The sequence below is a fragment of the Verrucomicrobiia bacterium genome (assembly GCA_035629175.1).
Taxonomy (GTDB): domain Bacteria; phylum Verrucomicrobiota; class Verrucomicrobiia; order Limisphaerales; family DASXHY01; genus DASXHY01.
This window is the reverse complement of the sequence record DASPIL010000107.1, coordinates 256,882-276,309: the sequence shown is the minus strand read 5'-3', so window position 1 is coordinate 276,309 and position 19,428 is coordinate 256,882. Positions and strand designations below refer to the sequence as shown.

The 19,428-nt window shown below is 59.7% G+C and carries 10 protein-coding genes; 8 read left to right on the top strand and 2 right to left on the bottom strand.

What is annotated here, in order from left to right; genetic code table 11:
- The first annotated feature begins 159 nt into the window (after positions 1 to 159).
- From ribH to VEH04_20835, 5 genes are all read left to right on the top strand, one after another.
- Positions 160 to 639 (top strand): 6,7-dimethyl-8-ribityllumazine synthase, encoded by a 480-nt coding sequence (gene ribH, locus VEH04_20855; protein ID HYG25227.1) that lies wholly within the window; start codon positions 160 to 162, stop codon positions 637 to 639.
- Positions 640 to 713: 74 nt separating this feature from the next.
- Positions 714 to 2,288, top strand: a complete 1,575-nt coding sequence (locus VEH04_20850) for a S8 family peptidase (protein HYG25226.1) — start codon at positions 714 to 716, stop codon at positions 2,286 to 2,288.
- A gap of 84 nt (positions 2,289 to 2,372) precedes the next feature.
- Positions 2,373 to 5,273 (top strand): SNF2-related protein, encoded by a 2,901-nt coding sequence (locus VEH04_20845; protein ID HYG25225.1) that lies wholly within the window; start codon positions 2,373 to 2,375, stop codon positions 5,271 to 5,273.
- Positions 5,270 to 6,280: a hypothetical protein gene (locus VEH04_20840; GenBank protein HYG25224.1), complete on the top strand. Its 1,011-nt coding sequence runs from the start codon at positions 5,270 to 5,272 to the stop codon at positions 6,278 to 6,280. Before VEH04_20845 ends, VEH04_20840 begins: the two co-directional genes overlap by 4 nt.
- Positions 6,281 to 6,431: 151 nt before the next feature.
- Positions 6,432 to 7,844 (top strand): NCS2 family permease, encoded by a 1,413-nt coding sequence (locus tag VEH04_20835; GenBank protein ID HYG25223.1) that lies wholly within the window; start codon positions 6,432 to 6,434, stop codon positions 7,842 to 7,844.
- Positions 7,845 to 7,861: 17 nt separating this feature from the next.
- Here the strand turns inward: VEH04_20835 and VEH04_20830 are convergent, their stop codons facing one another.
- Together VEH04_20830 and mutS are read right to left on the bottom strand one after the other, a co-directional pair.
- Positions 7,862 to 9,346: an MFS transporter gene (locus tag VEH04_20830; GenBank protein HYG25222.1), complete on the bottom strand. Its 1,485-nt coding sequence runs from the start codon at positions 9,344 to 9,346 to the stop codon at positions 7,862 to 7,864.
- A gap of 43 nt (positions 9,347 to 9,389) precedes the next feature.
- Complete coding sequence (gene mutS / locus VEH04_20825) at positions 9,390 to 12,017, bottom strand: DNA mismatch repair protein MutS (GenBank protein ID HYG25221.1); 2,628 nt, start codon at positions 12,015 to 12,017, stop codon at positions 9,390 to 9,392.
- A 178-nt stretch (positions 12,018 to 12,195) separates the two neighbouring features.
- Here mutS and VEH04_20820 point away from each other — a divergent pair, with 178 nt between their 5' ends.
- The 3 genes from VEH04_20820 to VEH04_20810 are packed head-to-tail and all read left to right on the top strand — an operon-like array spanning position 12,196 to position 19,389.
- Positions 12,196 to 18,087: an MG2 domain-containing protein gene (locus tag VEH04_20820; protein ID HYG25220.1), complete on the top strand. Its 5,892-nt coding sequence runs from the start codon at positions 12,196 to 12,198 to the stop codon at positions 18,085 to 18,087.
- A gap of 8 nt (positions 18,088 to 18,095) precedes the next feature.
- Positions 18,096 to 18,269, top strand: a complete 174-nt coding sequence (locus tag VEH04_20815; protein ID HYG25219.1) for a hypothetical protein — start codon at positions 18,096 to 18,098, stop codon at positions 18,267 to 18,269.
- Positions 18,270 to 18,315: 46 nt separating this feature from the next.
- On the top strand, positions 18,316 to 19,389 hold the full coding sequence (locus VEH04_20810; protein HYG25218.1) for a 3-deoxy-7-phosphoheptulonate synthase: 1,074 nt from the start codon (positions 18,316 to 18,318) through the stop codon (positions 19,387 to 19,389).
- Positions 19,390 to 19,428 lie beyond the last annotated feature (39 nt).

Below are 19,428 nucleotides of genomic sequence, written 5' to 3'. Positions count from 1 at the left end.
CGCTGGCCATACGTCGGAGTCCGCTGTATCGCAGGTTTCCACACCTGCACACGTGTTAGAGCGGACGCAAGCATTGTCGGCTTGCAGAGGGGACGTCTGCGAAACAGCAGGATGGGAAACCTCCGCTGCAGTCGTCGCCGTTTCAAGAGTTGCTGAGCTATGCTGACGAAAACCAAAAAGACTGCGCTTCGCGCGCGGAACGGGCGATTCGCGATTGTCGCTTCCGAGTACAACGCAGAATTTGTCGATTCGATGCTTCACGCCGCAGAGGCTGAGCTGAAACAGGCAGGCGCAGCCGTTACCGTCGCAAGGGTTCCAGGCGCATTTGAGGTTCCCGTTGTTGCAGCCAGGCTCGCACGCACGAAGAAGTTTGTGTCAATCATCTGCCTCGGCGTGATCCTTCGGGGCGAAACAGTTCATGCGCAACACATCGGCGACGCAGTCAGCGCGGCGCTGATGCAAATCCAGGTGGAAACCGAAGTGCCTGTCATTCACGAAGTGCTGCTCCTGGAGAGCCGCGAACAGGCGCGGGTACGCTGCCTTGATCCGGGACATAATCGCGGGATGGAAGCCGCCCACACCGCGATCCAAATGGCCGCGATCATGACGGGATTAAAGCGTTCCCGCACGAACACGTAGCGGGAAGTTGGGGTTCGCACCCTACCAAATTTGCCCACTGGCACGCCGCACGCCGCTTTGGTTTCTTGGCCGGCATGTTGATGTGCCGTCTTTCAGGGGCCAGGCGCGCCTTTATTCTTGCGAGTGTCCTGGTCCTGCTCCTGTTCGAGTCGATCGCTTCGGCGATTATTCGTCCGCCCGCTGCCACGAACGGTTTCCGGACCGATCGAATCATCGTCAAACTGTCCCCATCGGCAAATGCTTCCCTCCTTGAGTCGGCTCTCAACAGCTCTGGCTGCAAGTCCCGCGCTGCGTATCCTTCCCTCGGAAACCTTCACGTCATTGAACTTCCGTCAGGGGTTTCAGCTGAAGCGGGATTGCGATTAATCCGCAGGCTGCCCGGAGTTGAATATGCGGAGCCGGATTATGTGTTGCAGGCGGCGCGCGTGCCAAACGAGCCGCGCTATGCCGACGGCTCGCTGTATCATCTGTTCAATTGGGGCCAGCTCGGAGGCACCGTTGATTGCGACATCGATGCGGCTGAAGGCTGGGATCTCGCCTTCGATGCCACTTCCGTCATCGTTTCGGTTCTCGACACGGGCACGCGTGTCACGCACGAGGATCTCACCGCCAACCTGTGGCGAAACCCGGGTGAAATCGCGGGCAACGGGCTCGATGACGACAACAACGGCTACATCGACGACGTCCACGGCATCAACGCGATGAATGATTCAGGCGACCTGACCGACACATTTGGCCATGGCACGCATGTCGCGGGGATTCTCGGCGCCGTCGGGAATAATGGCATTGGTGTCGTGGGAACGGCGTGGAACGCACGGATCATGACTTGCAAGTTCCTCGACAACCAATTGCAGGGCTCGCTGTCCGATGCGTTGGAATGCATTGAATACTCGCGCGTGAACGGCGCGAGGATCATCAATGCCAGCTGGGGCGGAACGACCACCAACGTATTCGGTGCGCAGGCGCTTTATGACGCGATCAACAGCCTGCGCCAGCATGGGATCATCTTTGTAGCGGCCGCCGGAAATTTTTCCCTGAACAACGATGCTATTCCACGTTTTTACCCTGCAAGCTTCGATCTGGATAACATCGTTTCGGTCGCGGCGACCACGCGCGACGATGACATCGCGCACTTTTCAGATTACGGCTTGAACACGGTGGATCTTGGCGCGCCGGGATACATCGTGCTTTCCACGTGGGCGGGCCATGACAGTTCCTATGCGCTCGATGACGGAACTTCCATGGCCGCGCCGCAGGTGGCCGCCGCGTGCGCCTTGGCATGGGCGAAATATCCCGGCAGCACGTATCAACAGATCATTGCACGCGTCCTAGCGGGAACCGATCCCATTCCCGCGCTGGCGGGCAAATGCAAAACCGGGGGGCGCCTCAACCTCCACAAAGTATTGAGCCAGCCAGATCCGGCTCCTCACAGCGCGCCGCGGGTCATTGTACTTGGCATGGAATCGGGCAAATTTCGCTATCGGGTTGAGGGGGTGCCGAACGGTTCGTTTCACTTGCAAACCAGTCTTGACGGAAAGTCATGGACACCTGGCACGACGTTTCAAATGCCGCCGTCGGGCCACCTCGATTTCGATGACTTCATGAGCAACGGCGCAAAGCTGTACCGGGCGGTCAAGACCGCGCCATGACCTGAGGATGGAAATTCGTTGCGTCTGTTGCTGCTCAATCCTGCTTGCCCTTGATTCTCCGAAGCATCTGTTTACGCTTCTTCGGTGTCCAAATCGCCCGAGACGCAACGCTTCGAACTGGAAACACCCGCGCTGGCACATGTGCTTTCCGTCACTCTGGATGTTCCGCTGGGCGGTTTTCGTTTCGAGTGGAGACTTCCGGGTTCGGATGCGCTGGTGGCATTCGGGGAGCTGGTTCCGTATCCTACCCCCTTCATGGGCTTGTTCGCGCTTGCATGGCGGTTTGAAAAGGATGGAAACACAGAAAAGGACCAATGCAACAAAGCGGCATCCTCCGTGCGGGCACTCCTCAAGCGCATCGCCGCAAGGCTCCCTTTGGACGACCAGGCTGTTTCGGTCGGATTTCGCCTTGATGAAACCCTCCACACGTTCAACGCCGATGTCTTCTACAAGGTCAGGCTGCCCGAGAATCAGAATTGGGCTGTCTGGCTTCGAGTTCCTGTTCGGGAATTCGCGCTGTACCTTGAATCGATTCCCGCGACGGGAAACAATCACGAGCGCGGAAGGATCGCAATGCGGAGATACATCCGGGCAAACCTGGCATCAGGCCACGCCGCTGCCCCGCCTCCCACAAATCGGCAGCTCCGTCTGCGCATCACGAGTGACCTCGTTGGCGGTTTCATACAGTTGGAGTGGACGCGCATCCGCGACGGCGCTGCGTGCGCTAGCGGGCGCGTAACGTGCACGGGGATCGACGAATTGACTTGGGACCTTACGGTGAACGATGTCCGTGAAACGGAGCATTCTCGGCATCCATTGGATTCAATACGGGCGCAAATGCTTCGTTGGTTTGAGCGATTGCCGGTGGCCGACCAGGACGTTTCCTCCTGCACCATTTCTGCGTCCAGGCGCCGCGGGAAACAAATGTCTGAGGATCCACCTTTCGGACCTCACGAATCGCCGTTCAGATGGCTTGAAGACACCATTCATGCAATGGCCTCTGCTTTGAGCAATCAGTTCGCCGCATTCAGCCCGATGACTGGCGATGTCTCGCACGCTGACCCGGATTTCCTGAGGTATGAGGACCGTTTTCTGCGCAAGGAACGCCAGCGCCGGGAAGAGGAACAACGCCGGCGCGAAACAATGGTCCGCCTTGCTGAGGAACGCCGGCAGAAGGAAGAGGCCAAGGCGGCGCAACGCAGGGCGATGGAACTTCAGCGCGTCAAGGCAGCCCCTCACAGGGCAGCCCACCCAACGCGATCGCCCGACGAACACGCGCCTCTGCCGCCGGTGCCCTTGCGGATTGAACTGCCACAACTTGCGCTTCAGGAAACTGCGTTGCCTCTCGACGACCTCCGCGGGTATTTTCTTCGCGAACGCGCGGCACAATGGTGGGTTTCAAACCAGTCCGACGATTTAATTGCCCTGCCGTATTGCCGGATTCAACGGCTGGATTATCAGGTGCGCACTGCGCTGCGCGTGCTCGGCCCGCTGCGTGGACGCGCGCTGCTCTCGGACGAAGTGGGTCTTGGCAAAACCATCGAAGCGGGATTGGTCTTGAAGGAGTGGCTCACACGCGGGATGGTCAGACGCTTTCTCGTGCTCACGGTGCCTTCGCTCGTGGATCAGTGGGAGGAGGAACTGAGCGACAAGTTCAATCTCACGACTGCGACGACGAACCACGCTGCGTTCCGTGCCGAAGCCCCGGCTTTCTGGCGCGAGAACCCAGGCATCGTTGCCAGCCTGCACACAGTCAAACAACAGGCGCATCTGGATGTCGCCCGCGCGGTCAGCTGGGATCTCATCATCGTGGATGAGGCGCATTATCTTCGGAACCGCAACTCGCAGGCATGGCAGGCCGTCAACGCGCTGCCGCGGCAATTCCTGCTGCTGCTCACGGCGACGCCGGTGCAAAATTCTCTCGAGGAGCTGTACAATCTGGTGACGCTCCTGCAACCAGGACAGCTGCCGTCGCCCAAGGAATTTCGCGCGCGTTTCTTCGATTCCAAACGTCCGCGGCAGCCCCGGGAGCCGGAGGAACTGCGCAGGTTGTTGGGCCAGGTGATGATTCGCAACACGCGGGCGAACGCGGGCCTTAACCTTCCGCCGCGACGTGCCGAAACCGCGCTGTTCGAACCTGACGCCGACGAACTCGCATTTTGGCAGCGATGGGAAATGGAATTGCGGACGGAGCTGGCACAGCTGTCGCCAAGCCAGCAAACATTATGGGGCCGGCTTCTGTTGCAGGCGGCCGGAAGCAGTCCCGCGGCCTGGCGCCAGGCGTTGGAGAAATTCCCAAATCAGGAACGCGCCAAAGCATGGAGCGGATCCGCCCCGCTTGAACACAGCTGGAAACGCAAATGCGACCTGCTCCCGCCCCTCGCGCGCGGCGAGGGCGGGCTCGTGGTGTTCACGCAGTTCCTGCAAACCCAGGCCGCCCTGGCTGAATCCCTGCGCGCTGCCGGTGTTGAGACCTTCGTTATCAACGGCGCCACGCCCGCGCCCGAACGCCAGCCGATCACCGCGGAATTTCAAAAACGCGGCGGCGCTCTGCTCCTCACGCACAGCGGCACGGAAGGACGCAATCTGCAATTCTGTCATCGCCTGGTGAACTTCGACCTGCCGTGGAATCCCATGGAGATTGAACAGCGAATCGGCCGCCTGCATCGGCTCGGGCAACAACATCCCGTTCGCATTTATAACCTCGTCCAACGCGGCACGCTGCAGGAACACCTGCTGCAGATTCTCCAGGAAAAGCTCAACCTCTTCGAACTCGTCGTTGGCGAAACGGGATTGATCCTCGGCGAACGTTTCGCAGGGGACGAGTTCGCCGATGAAGTGCTCAAACGGTGGCGCGACTCCGAAGGCCACGTCGGTGAGGCGCTGGAATCGTTGGGCAATGAGCTGGCCGCCGCGCGCGATGGTTACCAGGAGGTTAAACAGCTCGATGAAACCCTTTTTGCGAAGGACTACGAATCTTTATGAAACTGGCGCGTCTCCCGCACGAACCCGCCGCCCTTGTCGATTTCTACCAGGAAACGCTCGAGCACATCGGGGCGCTTTGCGAACGCACCTGGTTCGACAGGTTGGAGGTCGTTGCCGAAGGCCGGGCGGCGCGGCTGTGGCACGCTGACGGTTCGCTGCATGAAGAAGAACTTCATTTTCCTGCGCCGGATTCGGTCGCGCCACGCGATGCGTCCCGCGACGTCTTTCCAGGCTGCCCGCTCACCTTTCAACTCACCGAATCCTTGCGCCCCCAGCCGCTCCCGCTGGAGCGGATCGTCCTTGCGGGCGATTCCGCGCCACGGCCGCCGGATGTCGGCGTTGCGGAAAAGCTCTTCCGCGCGCAACACGCCGGCGTGACGCGATGGCGCCTCGAATCGCCGTTCGTTCCCGCGCATCATTTTTCGCTGCTCGCGTTGGTGCGGTGCGAGATCCAGGCCATCGATCAGCATTGGTCGCTCCACCGCGTGGCGGCATCGCTGTCCGATGGCATCCGCGATGACGCCCTCGCACAATCGTTCCCCTTTTTCCGGCCGGCCCGTGCTGAAGGCGCAATCCAGTGGCCGGCGATGGACAACGCGGGACTCCGCACGCTGCTCAGCGCGGCGCTTGCCGAGGAGGTGGCGGAGGATCTCAACACGATCCGGGTTCGCCAGGAGAATCACCTGCGGCGCGAGCTGACGCGCGTTGATGACTACTTTGTAAACTACGAACGCGAACTAAGCGAACGCGCCACGCGTTCCCGTAATGAAAACACGAAACTGAAAGCGGATGAACGTCTGGCTGCCGCTCGCGCCGAACATCAACGCCGCCGCGCCGACCAGGTGCAGCGTCATGAAATCCGCGTGCTGCCGCACTTCGATGCATTGCTCCTGGTCGCGGAACCTGCATGGCGCGCAGCGATCGCCCTAACGCGTCACGCTGAAGCACAATCCGGCCCCGCACTCTTCATTCCTCGCGCGCGGCGGTGGGGCCCTTTCGGACAATGAACCGTCCCATGAATCGGGCGCAACCCGGATGTTTCCTGCGGCCTGTTGAAACGCTGGTGATCGGCGTCCTATGCTTCAGCGTCCTTCAGCGTAAACCTGCGCATGTCGTGGAACTTGTCCACACCTCCGGCAGTCCCGGCGCTCCAGCGGCGTGAACGCCGCGCTCCGTTGGTCCGCATCCGTCAGCCTGCCAATTCGCGGACTGACACGGAACGCGGATTCCGCAACACTTCGCACGATGTCGACGCTCGCGCGATTTTTTCGGCTCGCCGAAAACAGGAGTTCCGTAAAACAGGAAATCACCGCAGGGATAACGACCTTCGCGGCGATGGCTTACATCCTCGCCGTCAACCCAGTCGTTCTCTCCGCAGCGGGCATGGACAAGGGCGCGGTGATTACCGCAACGGCCCTGGCATCGGCCCTCATGACTGCCGCCATGGCGCTCGCCACGAATTATCCCATCGCGCTCGCACCCGGCATGGGAATGAATGCGTTCTTCGCATACACGATCTGCATCAACATGGGAATTCCATGGCAACCCGCCCTGGCAATGACGTTCATCAGCGGCTCGCTGTTCCTCGTGCTTTCGCTGAGCGGAATCCGGCGACGCATCATGGATGCCCTTCCGCTTGAATTGAAGCTGGCGATCTCGGCGGGAATCGGTTTGTTCATTGCATTCATCGGACTCAAGAACGGCGGTGTGATCGTCAGCGACCCCGTAACCTTTGTGCGCATCGGAAACCTCGCTTCATTTCCATGCCTGATGGTGCTGGGGGGAATCATCCTCGCGGCGGTTCTCGTATGGAGGAAGGTTCATGGCGCAATCATCCTGACGGTGCTCACCCTGACCGTAATCGGATTGTTTGTTCCAGCGAACGAGGCCGGCCAGCCACTCGTCAGCCGTCCTGAATCCTGGATGGCAATGCCCGCTTCGCTGGCGCCGACCTTCCTCAAATTCGACTTTCAATACGTGTTTGCAAACTTCGCAAAATGTCTTCCGCTGATTCTGGCCATCCTCTTCGTGGACGTCTTCGACAACATGGGAACGCTGATCGGCGTCACGTCGCGTGCGGGCCTGTTGGACTCCAAAGGCAACTTGCCCCGCGTGGGTCGGGTATTGGCGGCCGATGCGAGCGCCGCGATGGTCGGAGCGTGCCTCGGCACATCGACGGTCACGAGCTACATCGAATCGGCGGCGGGCGTGGAAGAAGGCGGGCGGACAGGATTGACCGCGCTTGTGGTTGCAGGCTGTTTCCTGCTGGCGCTCTTTTTTCACCCGCTCTTCCTGGCAATCCCTGCGATCGCGACCGCACCCGCCCTCGTGATCGTGGGAATTTTCATGATGCAAAGCATGGCCAAACTCGATTTGGGCGACTTCGCGAAAGCGGTCCCTGCCGTGCTGACGATCATCTTGATGCCACTGAGCTTCAGCATCAGCGAAGGCCTTTCGATCGGATTCCTCGCCTACGTCGCACTGATGATTGGAATCGGCCGTGCGCGCGAAGTGACATGGATTGGTTACGTGCTCGCGCTCTTGTTCCTCGCGCACATTCTTTACCGCTGAAAGCTTCGGAAGCGGGATCAACGTCCGGCTTCCCGCACCTGGATGTAGGGTCTCAGGAGGAAAATCCCGACAGGCGTGATCAACGCCATGCAGCCGATGATCAGCCACATCGTGGCAGAATCCTTGGGGCCTTCAGGCGGGCAATAGCGCTGCAGCATTGCGCCTGAAAGCATGCCCACGACAAATTTCGCGCCGAAATAAGGCAGCACCGACAGCGCCATGTACGAGGCCTCCTGGCCGCGGGGCGCGATGGCGGCGGCGTATTCGTAGAGTCTTGGCGACCACAGTGCCTCACCGATGGATAACAGCATCACGAACAACGAAATGGAAACGAACCACGGATTTACATCGCCGGGGATGTTCAGCCATTCGTGGGCAATGAGGTGCCCAAACCATCCGTCTGCAAGCGGCTGAAACCAATGCAAGGGCATGGCGAGGAAGAACACCGAGCTTGCGGCAACCAGGGTTCCGACCATGACCATGCGATACGCAGTGAAGCGGCCCGTCAGCGCGCCGCAGATCGGCACAAGAATGACGATCATCACAGAATTGAGCACGCTGTAGAGTCTCCCGATCGGCGCGCCTTCACCCAATTCGCGGAGGCCAAATTTCGGGAAGGTGAATGCCATGTGATAGCCGATCAGTTTCACCCCGACCACGAGCAGCATGAAGATCAGGAACCGATACAACGCGGGTTCACGCCAAAGACCAATAAAGATTTTCAACGTAGCCACTGCAGTTTCGCGGACGGTTCGCCACAGCGCGATGAACGGATTCGCGTGGCGGTCGCTGATGCGAGCCCGTTCCGTGATCACCACGCCTTCCTCAGTGGCTTCAACCCCTTCGCGCAGGAACATCCATGCAATGATCAGGCCGGGAATCGTGAACAGGGCACTTTCCAGGATGAGCACTCGATAGGTGCTGAGCGCCTCGCCCAGCAGCGGAATGGTCCACGAACCGTGCTCGCCCAGCACATTGCGCGTTGCATCAAAGATGTAGCCCGCGACGGCATATCCGACGTTCATCAAAGCGTAGTAAAGGGAGAAAGCCAGCGTGCGCTGCCGGGTCGTCGAATAGCGCCGCATCGCCGCCGTCATGACGGGTCCCATCAACGCCAGGCCCACGGCCTGGAGGAACAAACCAAACGGAAGCGTCACGCCGGGCGTGGTCGAAAAGGTCATGACGATTCGGCTGACGAGGCAAACCCAGAACCCGAGGAGAAAGGTGCGGCGAATGCCAGCGGCGTCCGTGAGCGAACCGACGAGAACCGTGGCGAGCGTGACGACAGTGGAATACGCGGCGATCATTGTGCCCGCGCTGCGATCGCTGAATCCGAGATCCGACGACAGCCACAAGCTGACCACGGACGAAGCCCCCAACCCGTAGGCAATGTTCTCGAGAACGTATGCCGCGAGTATGATCCACAATTCGCGCGGTGCGGAACGAAGGTCAGCGAAGCGGGAGAAAAATCCGCGCGGCTCGGATGAGAGGGGCTGGCTCATGCCGTCAAGGGCTGCAGAAAAACGACACGACGCGCATTTAAATTCATCCGAATAAATCCAGCTGCGGCGCGGGCGCGAGTTTCTTGAGCTTCTCGCGATCCTGCTGGCGGCGGGCGTGGCGCACGTTGCCTTCGGGCGTCAATTCGGATTCCTCCAGGTTGCGCAGGATTTCCTTGGCGCGTTCGAGGACGGGTTTCGGAACTCCCGCAAGTCGCGCCACCTGGATGCCGTAACTTTTATCCGTGCCGCCTTCAACGATCTTGCGCAGGAACACAATGCTGTCATGCCACTCGCGCACGGCGACGTTGAAGTTCTTGATGCGCGGCAACCTCGCCGCAAGTTCGGTGAGTTCGTGGTAGTGCGTTGCAAACAATGTCTTTGCCCCGACCTGATGATGCAGGTGTTCAACAATGCTCCATGCGAGGCTCAATCCGTCGAACGTGCTCGTGCCGCGGCCAATTTCATCCAGCACAATCAGGCTGCGCGCCGTTGCGTTGTTCAAAATATTCGCCGTCTCGCTCATCTCCACCATGAAGGTGCTCTGCCCGCGCGCGAGATCGTCGCTCGCACCAATACGGGTAAAAATGCGGTCGACAAGATCGACACGGGCAGATTTCGCGGGGATGAACGACCCGGTGTGCGACAGCAACGTGAGCAGCGCAACCTGTCGAATGTAAGTGCTCTTGCCCGCCATGTTCGGGCCCGTGATCAGCGCAATCTGCGGACCCCGGCATTCGGGCAATGCCGATTCCGCGGGCGCGCCACTCCGAAATGACGTTTCCAAATGCGTGTCATTCGGCACAAACCGCTCATCGACCAGGTTCTGCTCCAGCACGGGATGCCGTCCATCCGTGATCGCCAGCACACCAGCATCGGCGACATCCGGACGTGTGTAACCGTAGAGCCGCGCAGTTTCGGCGAAGGATCCGAGCACGTCGAACTGGCCGAGAGCGGCCGCGGTTTGCTGGATGCCGGGGAGCTGCGCCAGGACAGCTTCTCGAATGCGCTGAAACAACTCGTATTCGAGCTTCACGCTGCGTTCCTCCGCCCCGAGGATTTTGCCTTCCATCTCCTTCAACTCGGGCGTTATGAAGCGCTCTCCATTTGCGATCGTCTGCTTCCGGATGTAGTGCGAAGGAACTTTGTCGAGATGGGATTTCGTGACCTCGATGTAATATCCGAACACGGAATTGAAACGCACCTTCAACGACGGGATCCCTGTGCGTTCGATTTCGTCCGCCTGCAGTTTTGCAATCCAATCCTTCCCGCCGCGAGTCGCCTGCCGCAGTTCATCCAGACCGGGATCAAACCCGTCGCGAATCATGCCTCCGTCCCGAATGGTCAATGGTGGTTCGTCAGCAATGGCTCGGCCGATCAATTCGACAAGGTCAGGCATTTCCATGACCTGCGCCGCAAGCTCGTCCAGCAGCGTGGCGCCAGTCGCTGCGATTTCGGGCGCCGGATCGTGAAATATTTCGGGTTCGGTTGCAAAGCCGCCAGGCCAGTCATGCGCGGCCGCCGAATGACTGGTGATCGCCGTTCGAAGCGCCGGAATCTGCTCCAAACCCTGCCGCAGCATCGTCAGGTCGCGCGCATTTCCACTGCCGGAACTGAGCCTGCCGATCGTGCGCTCGAGATCACGAATTTCCGCCAATCGCACGCGCAGCGCGTTCAGAAGGGCAACATCCGAAATCAGGGATGCCACAGCCGATTGCCTTCTTTGGATGAGATCCACGGCTGCGAGCGGTTGCGATAGCCAGTCGCGAAGCCGGCGCGCGCCCATCGGCGTCACGGTGCGGTTCATTGCACCATAAAGACAGGCAGCGCGCGGTGCGTCGTGGTGCAGCGGTTCAAGGATTTCCAGGTGCCGCAGCGTGGTGTGATCGAGCGTCAGGAAATCGTTTCGCTGGTAAAACGAGATTCGGGTCAGGTGTGCGCAGTCGCGTCGAAGATGCTGCGCCAGGTAATGCAGGATCGCGCCCGCAGCGCAGCTCGCAGCCATGCGGTCGCGCAATCCAAAACCATCCAGCGATGCCACCTTGAAGTGCTCGCGGAGGGAATGGATTGCAGTCTCCGGCGCGAAGACCCAATCATCGTGTCCATTCAGGATTGGAAACGACGCGCCGAGCAATTCCCGCACGCGACTTTGCTCGCCTGGAAAAATAATCTCAGCCGGGCGAAGGCGCTGAAGCTCCGTGAGCAACGCTCCCTCGCTCTCCACCTCCGTCGTCAGGAAGTCGCCCGTGGTGAGATCCGTGAATGCCAGGCCGAAAGTTCCGCCTGAAGGATAGATCGCGGTCAGGAAATTATTCCGTTCGGCCGCCAGCATGCGTTCGTCAAAGTGCGTGCCCGGCGAAAGAATCTGGGTGACTTCCCGTTTGACCAGCTGGCCTGGCTTCGCATCCTCGAGTTGCTCGCAAATGGCAACCTTTCGGCCGGCCTTGAGCAATTTTCCGATGTATCCGTTGGCGGCGTGGAACGGAATACCGCACATGGGGACCACGCCGCGTTTTGTCAGGGCGACGTTGAGGATCTGCGCGCCGGCCTGCGCATCCTCGAAGAACAGCTCAAAAAAATCGCCAAGTCGGAACAGCAGGAGCGCGTCTTTGGGCAGCTCGCCCTTGATGCGCCGATACTGCGCCATCATCGGAGTGAGTTGCGCTTCGGCCATGATGCGGCAAACGGTAGGCGGAAATAATAAACGCGTGAAGGAAATTTCGTCCCAAGCGCCCGCGAAAGGCATGGGCCTTGCCCTGCAATGTCCGGGTTAAGCTAAGGCCGCCGGAAATTTCTCGCCTCCATGCGGCTCGCGGAGCATGTTGAACCCGGCTCTCAGCCCAAAAGGACTCATGAAATTCATCTCTTTGCTTGCAGCGTGGGTTGTTCTTGCAATGTCGCAGAACGCCACCGTTGCAGCTGAATATGGCAACGTTGTGACCGCGGCCGAACAGCTGGTGCGCGATGGATCCTACGAGCGTGCGCATCAGCTCTATTCGTCGGTCGTCGTGACCAGCCTTCCCCGCGCAGAACAGCGCTGGGTGCAATTCCGCCTCGCCGACACTGCATGGCGCTCGCGAGCCGCAGCACCGGGAGCTGACTCTTCGCGAACGGACGAAGCTCGACGGCAGCTCGAGGCGCTCGTGCGCGACATCCAGCGCGAAGAGGATCGGGATCGTGTTTGGGCTGAAGTCCAGGAATCGCTGGGAGATCTGGCCGTTACCGAGCACAACCAAGGATTGGACCGTTATCAGCAGGCGCTCGACTGGTGGGCGGGCGCGCGCGATGTGGGCCTGGCACGGACCCGCTACCTGGAGATCGTGTGGAAAATGGCCCGCCCGCGCGGCACGGGCCGTGGCGATTACTTCGCTTATTGGCATCCAACCGTTCCGTTGCCCGTGCTCGAAAACGCCTTACGCATTGCCACCAACGTGAACGACCGCGCACGCGCCAGTTACCTGCTGGCGATCACGCTTCGAAGCCAAGGCTCACCAGACCAACCTGCCCGCGTGCCCGAAGCCTTCGAGGCCGCCTTGGCCGCTGGTAAAGCCACGGACTGGCACGATGACGCCCTTTACAATTACGCCGAATGGATGATGGGCCAGGGCGAAGTAATCCCGCTGGGCAACGGGCAATGGACAACCCAGCCGAATTATCGGAAGGCGCTGGAGCTTTTCCGGCGGCTCGTGAGCGAATACGGCAAGGGTGAGACACGCTATTTCGACCAGGCCGAAGCGCAGATCAAAAGCATCACGGATCCGCAGGTGGATGTGTCGGTTCCCAACGTGTTTCTTCCCGGATCCGAAATCCAATACATGCTGAGCTGGCGCAATGTGGATACGGTCGCACTCGCGCTGTATCCCGTGGACCTGCCACAAAACGCGCGATTGACGGGCGGGGAGAAACCCACGGGCTGGTTGGAATCGATCAATCTTTCCTCAATTGAAAGGATCCGTTCCTGGTCACACTCCACATCGAACTCGGCCAACTTCATGCCGGGGAATGCCACGCTCCGACTCGACGAAAAACTCAGCCCCGGCGCTTACGTCCTCACAGCTGACGCGAATGGCAGGCATGCGCGCGACCTGGTCCTGGTGACGGATGCCGCGGTCGTGCTCAAAACATCCGGCAGGCAGGCGCTCGCGTATGTCTGCAATGCGCTGGACAGCTCTCCGATTTCGAATGCGACCGTCAGAATCTGGGAGCGATGGCATGAGGACCGCCGCTGGCATGTGCGGGATTACACATTGCAAACAGATACGAACGGGCTGGCAGTGGTGGCGCTTGAGACGAACGCGTCCGTGAACAGCCGCGAGGTCATCGCGCTCGCCCGTGCATCCGATCGCCAGGCGTTCAGCATTGGAAACAGTTATTGGCACCGTCAGAATTTCGATGAGTGGAAAATCTTCGCCTTCACGGATCGCCCGGCCTATCGTCCGAATGAAACCGTTCACTGGAAGTTGATCGCGCGACAATTCGACGGCGCCAATTATTCCACGCCCGCCAGCCAACAAATCCGCATGGAAATTACTGATCCGCAGGGTTCAAAACTTCAGGATGAAACAGTCACTCTAAACGCATTCGGCAGCGCTTTCGGAACTCTTCCCGCGACGTCCGTGATGCCGCTGGGCGAATATCGCGTGCAATTCTTCGAAATGCAGACGGCGCGCGGGATCGGCGGAGCGACGCTGTTTCGCCTCGAGGAATACAAACTTCCCGAATTCAAGGTGTCGGTGAAGACGCCCGAGTCGACGAACTCCAGCGGCGCCGCGATTCGAAAAACGTTCCGCCTTGGCGATGAAGTCGAAGCTTCGATTGAAGCCGAGTATTATTTCGGCGGACCTGTTGCGAACGCGTCAGTCGAGGTTGTCATCCATCAAAGCCCTTACTGGCGCGTGTGGCCTGAACCACGGCCCTTCCCCTGGTTTTACGAAGACACGAGCAGCGCGGTTTCAATCCGCTGGCATCGCGGCTTTGGCGGCGATCAGATCGTAAAGCGTGAGACTGTGCGCACCGATGCGCTAGGTCGCGCCACGGTGAAATTCGAAACCCCAGCGAACCACGGCCAGGATCTGGAGTATCGAATCGAAGCCCGCGTCACGGATGCTTCCCGGCGTGAAATCATCGGGAGCGGAACGGTGCGGGTGACCAGGCAGAGCTATTACGTGCAGGCGCGGGCCGGCCACAACATATACCGGCCGCAGGATTCGGTGAGCGTGACGTTCAAGGCGCTGGATGCGAACGATCAACCCGTGCAGGCGGAAGGTTCAGTGAAGGTCACCCGCGATTACTGGTATGAGATCTGGGTCGCGCCCGACGGAACCGAGTTCCGAGGCGAGGAGTTGAAACGACGCCAGGCCCAATCGCGCATCTGGCCTCCGCCCCCAGAGCGCCCCGATCAAAAGGGCTGGCAGTTGAAATTCCGCGGCTACGAGCACGATGACATCGTCGCGCGCGCCGTGAAAACGGACACGAACGGAATGGCAACGTTCAGCTTCACGCCGGAACGGGAAGGCTACTACCGCGTTGCGTGGAGCAGCGCCGACGTCGTCCGTGTAACGCAGTACGCTAGCTTCACAAACACGATCACCGCCGACACGACAGTCTGGGTGGCGAACAACTCAACAACAGAACTTGGATATCGACGCGACGGCATCGAAATTATTGCGGACAAGGACACGTTTCGCGTCGGACAAACCGCGCCAGTGATGCTGATTGCGAACACGGCTGACCGCTATGTCGTGTTCAGCGTGGAAGGCACGGATCTCTACAGTTACCAGCTGGTGCATCTGAGCGGAACCGTGAAGCTGGTGCAGCTGCCGATCGAGGAGAAGCACGTGCCCAACATTTTTCTGAATGCAACGCTCGTGAGCGACCAGCAGATGTTCGCAGACACGGAGGAAATTGTCGTGCCGCCCACCAAAAACTTCCTGGATGTCGAAGTGAAATCGGATCGGACCACCTATCGGCCGCGCGACGAAGGGACGCTCACGATCACCACGCGCGACGAACAGGGCCGGCCCGTCCCGGCGGAGGTTGCTGTGGGGCTGGTCGACGAATCGGTTTATTACATCCAATCGGATTATGCAGGCGATCCGCGGCAGTTCTTTTACGGATCGAAGCGGAGTCACCAGGTGGAGTCCCAAAGCACGCTTCAGCAGAAAAGTTATGCGCGGCTGACCGAGACGGATGCGAGCCTTGAGGAGGAAGGAATGGCCGCTGGGGGTTATCCGGGGGAGGACTTCAGATTCGCGAGAGCGAAGAACCGTCGGTCGAGCCGCGACGACTTTTTCGACGCCCTAGGTGTCGTCAACGGCGTCGAAAACCTGTCGCGTCGTGCTGGTGCGGAAGTTTCAACGCTCTCAGCGGCCGCAGAAATGGTCCCGGTCGAAACGCCAGCGCAAGCTCAAGCGGAGCCGAACGTGGTGGTGCGATCCGACTTCCGGGCAACCGCGGTGTGGCAACCGGATGTCACAACTGACGCCTTTGGAAAAGCGACCGTCGCGGTGAGGTACCCTGATTCAACAACCAGTTGGAAAGCGACAGCGCGCGCCGTCACGCGTGAGAACCAGTTTGGCATCAGTGAAACCAACACACGGACGCGGCAGCCATTGATCGTGCGCCTGCAGGCACCCCGGTTTTTTGTCGTGGGCGACAGCGTCACCATTTCCGCTGTGATCAATAACAACACGGATCAGGAAATGAGCGTTCGCCCCGAGCTGCAGTCAGCCGGCGTGTTTTCTGGAACACGGTTCGAACCTGCAGCTGCCATTCGAATCCCGCCTCAGGGCGAAGGACGGGCCGATTGGAACCTTAAAGCGGCCCAGCCAGGCGAAGGTCAATTGAAGGTCATCGCCAACTCCGGGAGCCACACTGATGCCATGGAACGTTCCTATCCCGTGTTTGAGCACGGCATTGAAAAATTCATCGCCAAGTCCGGAAAAGCGCGCGCGAACGAGATCACTATTAAACTCGACCTGCCCAGAGAACGCAAACCAGGCTCAACGTCGCTGGACGTGTTCGTCACGCCCAGCATGGCCGTGACGATGCTCGATGCGCTTCCCTATTTGATCAACTTTCCCTACGGCTGCACCGAGCAGACGATGAGCCGCTTCCTGCCTGCCGTAATCACTGCCAGAACGCTGCGTGACCTTGGGCTCAAGCCTGAAGACGCAATGGACCGCGTGTTCGGCGGCATTGAAACCAATGCAATCGCGAAGACACAGCCTGGCGGGAAGCGCTCATTGAACCAGTTGGAGGAGATCACGCTCGCGGGGCTGGAACGCCTGTACGATTTCCAGCACAGCGATGGCGGCTGGGGTTGGTGGAAGGAGGGCGAAAGCGATCATTGGATGACGGCTTATGTCGTGTGGGGTCTCACGCTAGCGCGCCAGGCGGATGTGGAAGTGCGGGAAAATGTCATTGAAAGCGGGGCTGCCTTTCTCGAAAAAGAAATCGTTGAAGAGGAGGAGAATGTGGATTTGCAAGCGTTCATGCTGCACGCGCTCGCAGTGCGCCGCGCAGGAATCCCAGCCGTCCAACCCTCGCGGTTCGAAACTGCGGCGATTCAGAATCTCTGGTCAAAACGCGATCGTCTGAATGCCTATACCCGGGCGCTGTTCGCGTTGAGCACGCATTATTTCAACGATGCGTCGAAGGCGCGCACGCTTGTTGAGAACCTTGCAAACGGAGTGCAGCGCGACGATCGGCCAGACACTTCGGTCCTGCTTCCGCCCGCAGCAAACCAAGGGTCCAACAGCGCTGTGCAGGGAACCGCGTTTTGGGGATCGCAACGCGATTACTGGCGATGGTCGGAAAGCGGCGTCGAGGCCACGGCATTTGCACTGCGCGCGATGCTGGCGATTGATCCCACGAACTCGCTTGTCGAGCCTGCGTGCAATTGGCTGATCAAGAACCGACGGGGCGCCCAATGGAGCAACACGCGGGATACCGCGATCGTGATCCTGGCGATGAATGACTACCTGCGCACGAGCGGCGAATTGAAGGGGGAAGCCGGGTTCGAGGTTTCGGTGAATGGCCGCGCGATCGGGGGCAGGCGGATTTCCGGCGCGGAAATCTTCAACGCGCCGAGCCAGTTTGCCGTCGCGCCTGAGCTGATCCGTGATGCCAACGAAATTCGGATTCGGCAGACTGGATCCGGGTCATCCCTGTATTTCTCAGCGCAGGCGAAATTCTTCAGCACCGAAGAACCCGTGGCGCCGGCGGGCAGCGAGATTTTCGTGAAACGTGAGTACTTCAAACTGGTCGGGCGGCCCACTCTGCTGAAGGGATATGTGTATGACCAGCAACCACTGCGCGATGGCGAGGAGATCCGAACTGGCGAGCGCTTCCAAACTGTTGTGACAATCGAGGGGAAGAATGATTACGATTACCTGGTGTTCGAAGACCTCAAGCCGGCCGGGTTTGAAGCCGTGGCGATTCGCAGCGGCGAATCACTTTACGCGAAGGAACTCAAACGGTCCGCAGTTCAGGCGGCCGCGCCTGAGAATCGTGAGGGAAGCGACTTCACTGGGCGGACGCGCTGGGTGCATCAGGAACTCCGGGATCGCAAGGTCGCTCTCTTCGTTGATAAACTGCCGCAAGGTTTGTGGGAGATCCGTTACGACGGCCGTGCTGAAGTTCCGGGAAAGTTCCACGCGCTGCCGCTGTTGGGCCAGGCAATGTACGTTCCTGAAATCCGGGCGAACGGCGCAGAACTGCGGGTGACCGTTCAAGACAATTAAGGCGTTTTATGAATCCTTCCAACAAACCCGACCCAAAGGCCGGTGTCCCAGAACAAACGGCTGCCCCTGACGGGAATGAGTTGCCGGCGGCTCCGGCGGATCCATCCCTTTCCACGGAGGAACAGATGGAGCGCTACGAGGCTTACCTCAAGGAAACCGATTGGGGTCATCGGCCTTGCTGAACGTTTAGTCTTTCGCGGACGGCCTCCGCCATTATACTGAAGCACGATGTTCCGGACTCAGGATTTACACGTTAAAGAAATCGTTCGATTGTCGGCGCCTCGCGAGCTGAAGGCGGAGTTTCCGATCACCGCAATGGCGAGTGCCACGGTCGCCCGCGGCCGCGAAGCCGTTACCCGCATTCTTGAACAGCAAGATGCGCGACTGCTGGTCGTCGTTGGCCCATGCTCCATTCACGACACCACGGGAGCGCTCGAATACGCGCGCAAACTGGCGGCCCTGCGCAACGAGTTTTCCACCCAGATGGAAATTGTGATGCGCGTCTATTTCGAGAAGCCACGCACGACAATCGGCTGGAAGGGATTGATCAACGATCCTCGCCTGGACAATTCCCAGGACATCATCTCGGGACTTAAAATCGCGCGGCGCCTGCTGCTCGACGTCGCCGATCTGGGATTGCCCGCGGCGACAGAATTTCTCGACCCGATTATTCCTCAGTATATCGCTGACCTGATCGCGTGGGCCGCGATTGGCGCGCGCACAACGGAAAGCCAGACCCACCGTGAACTCGCAAGCGGGCTCTCCATGCCAGTGGGTTTCAAGAACGCGACTGATGGCAGCCTGCAAACTGCTGTCGACGCCATGTACTCTGCCCGCACAAGCCACAGTTTCCTGGGCATCGACCAGGAGGGCTTCACCAGCATTGTCCGCACAACGGGAAATCCGGATGGGCATGTTGTCCTGCGCGGCGGCCGTTTGCAGACGAATTACGACGCAAAAAGCATCGCCGATGCGGAAGCAAAGCTGAGTCAATCCAAACTGCGGCCCGTCCTGATGGTTGATTGCAGCCATGCGAATTCCGGCAAACAGCCGGCACGCCAGGAGGATGTATGGCGCAGCATCATCGAGCAGCGCATTGGCGGGACGCGATCGCTGATTGGCGCGATGATCGAGAGCTATTTGCAGGAAGGCGCGCAACCCATTCCCACCAACGCTGCGGACCTGCGATACGGCGTTTCGATCACCGATCCATGCATCTCCTGGGAAACCACGGAGCGCCTGCTGCGCTGGGGCTTCGAGAAGCTTGCCACCGCTTCGCGCGAAGCCATCGCGGCCGCCTGATCCGCAGCTATTCACGGGACGCCCGCCGTCCGCCGGCTG

Coding starts and splice junctions, on each gene's coding strand:
- VEH04_20850 (HYG25226.1), top strand. CDS start 714: ATGTTGATGTGCCGTCTTTCAGGGGCCAGGCGCGCCTTTATTCTTGCG.
- VEH04_20830 (HYG25222.1), bottom strand. CDS start 9,346: ATGAGCCAGCCCCTCTCATCCGAGCCGCGCGGATTTTTCTCCCGCTTC.
- VEH04_20810 (HYG25218.1), top strand. CDS start 18,316: ATGTTCCGGACTCAGGATTTACACGTTAAAGAAATCGTTCGATTGTCG.
- mutS (HYG25221.1), bottom strand. CDS start 12,017: ATGGCCGAAGCGCAACTCACTCCGATGATGGCGCAGTATCGGCGCATC.
- VEH04_20840 (HYG25224.1), top strand. CDS start 5,270: ATGAAACTGGCGCGTCTCCCGCACGAACCCGCCGCCCTTGTCGATTTC.
- VEH04_20815 (HYG25219.1), top strand. CDS start 18,096: ATGAATCCTTCCAACAAACCCGACCCAAAGGCCGGTGTCCCAGAACAA.
- VEH04_20820 (HYG25220.1), top strand. CDS start 12,196: ATGAAATTCATCTCTTTGCTTGCAGCGTGGGTTGTTCTTGCAATGTCG.
- ribH (HYG25227.1), top strand. CDS start 160: ATGCTGACGAAAACCAAAAAGACTGCGCTTCGCGCGCGGAACGGGCGA.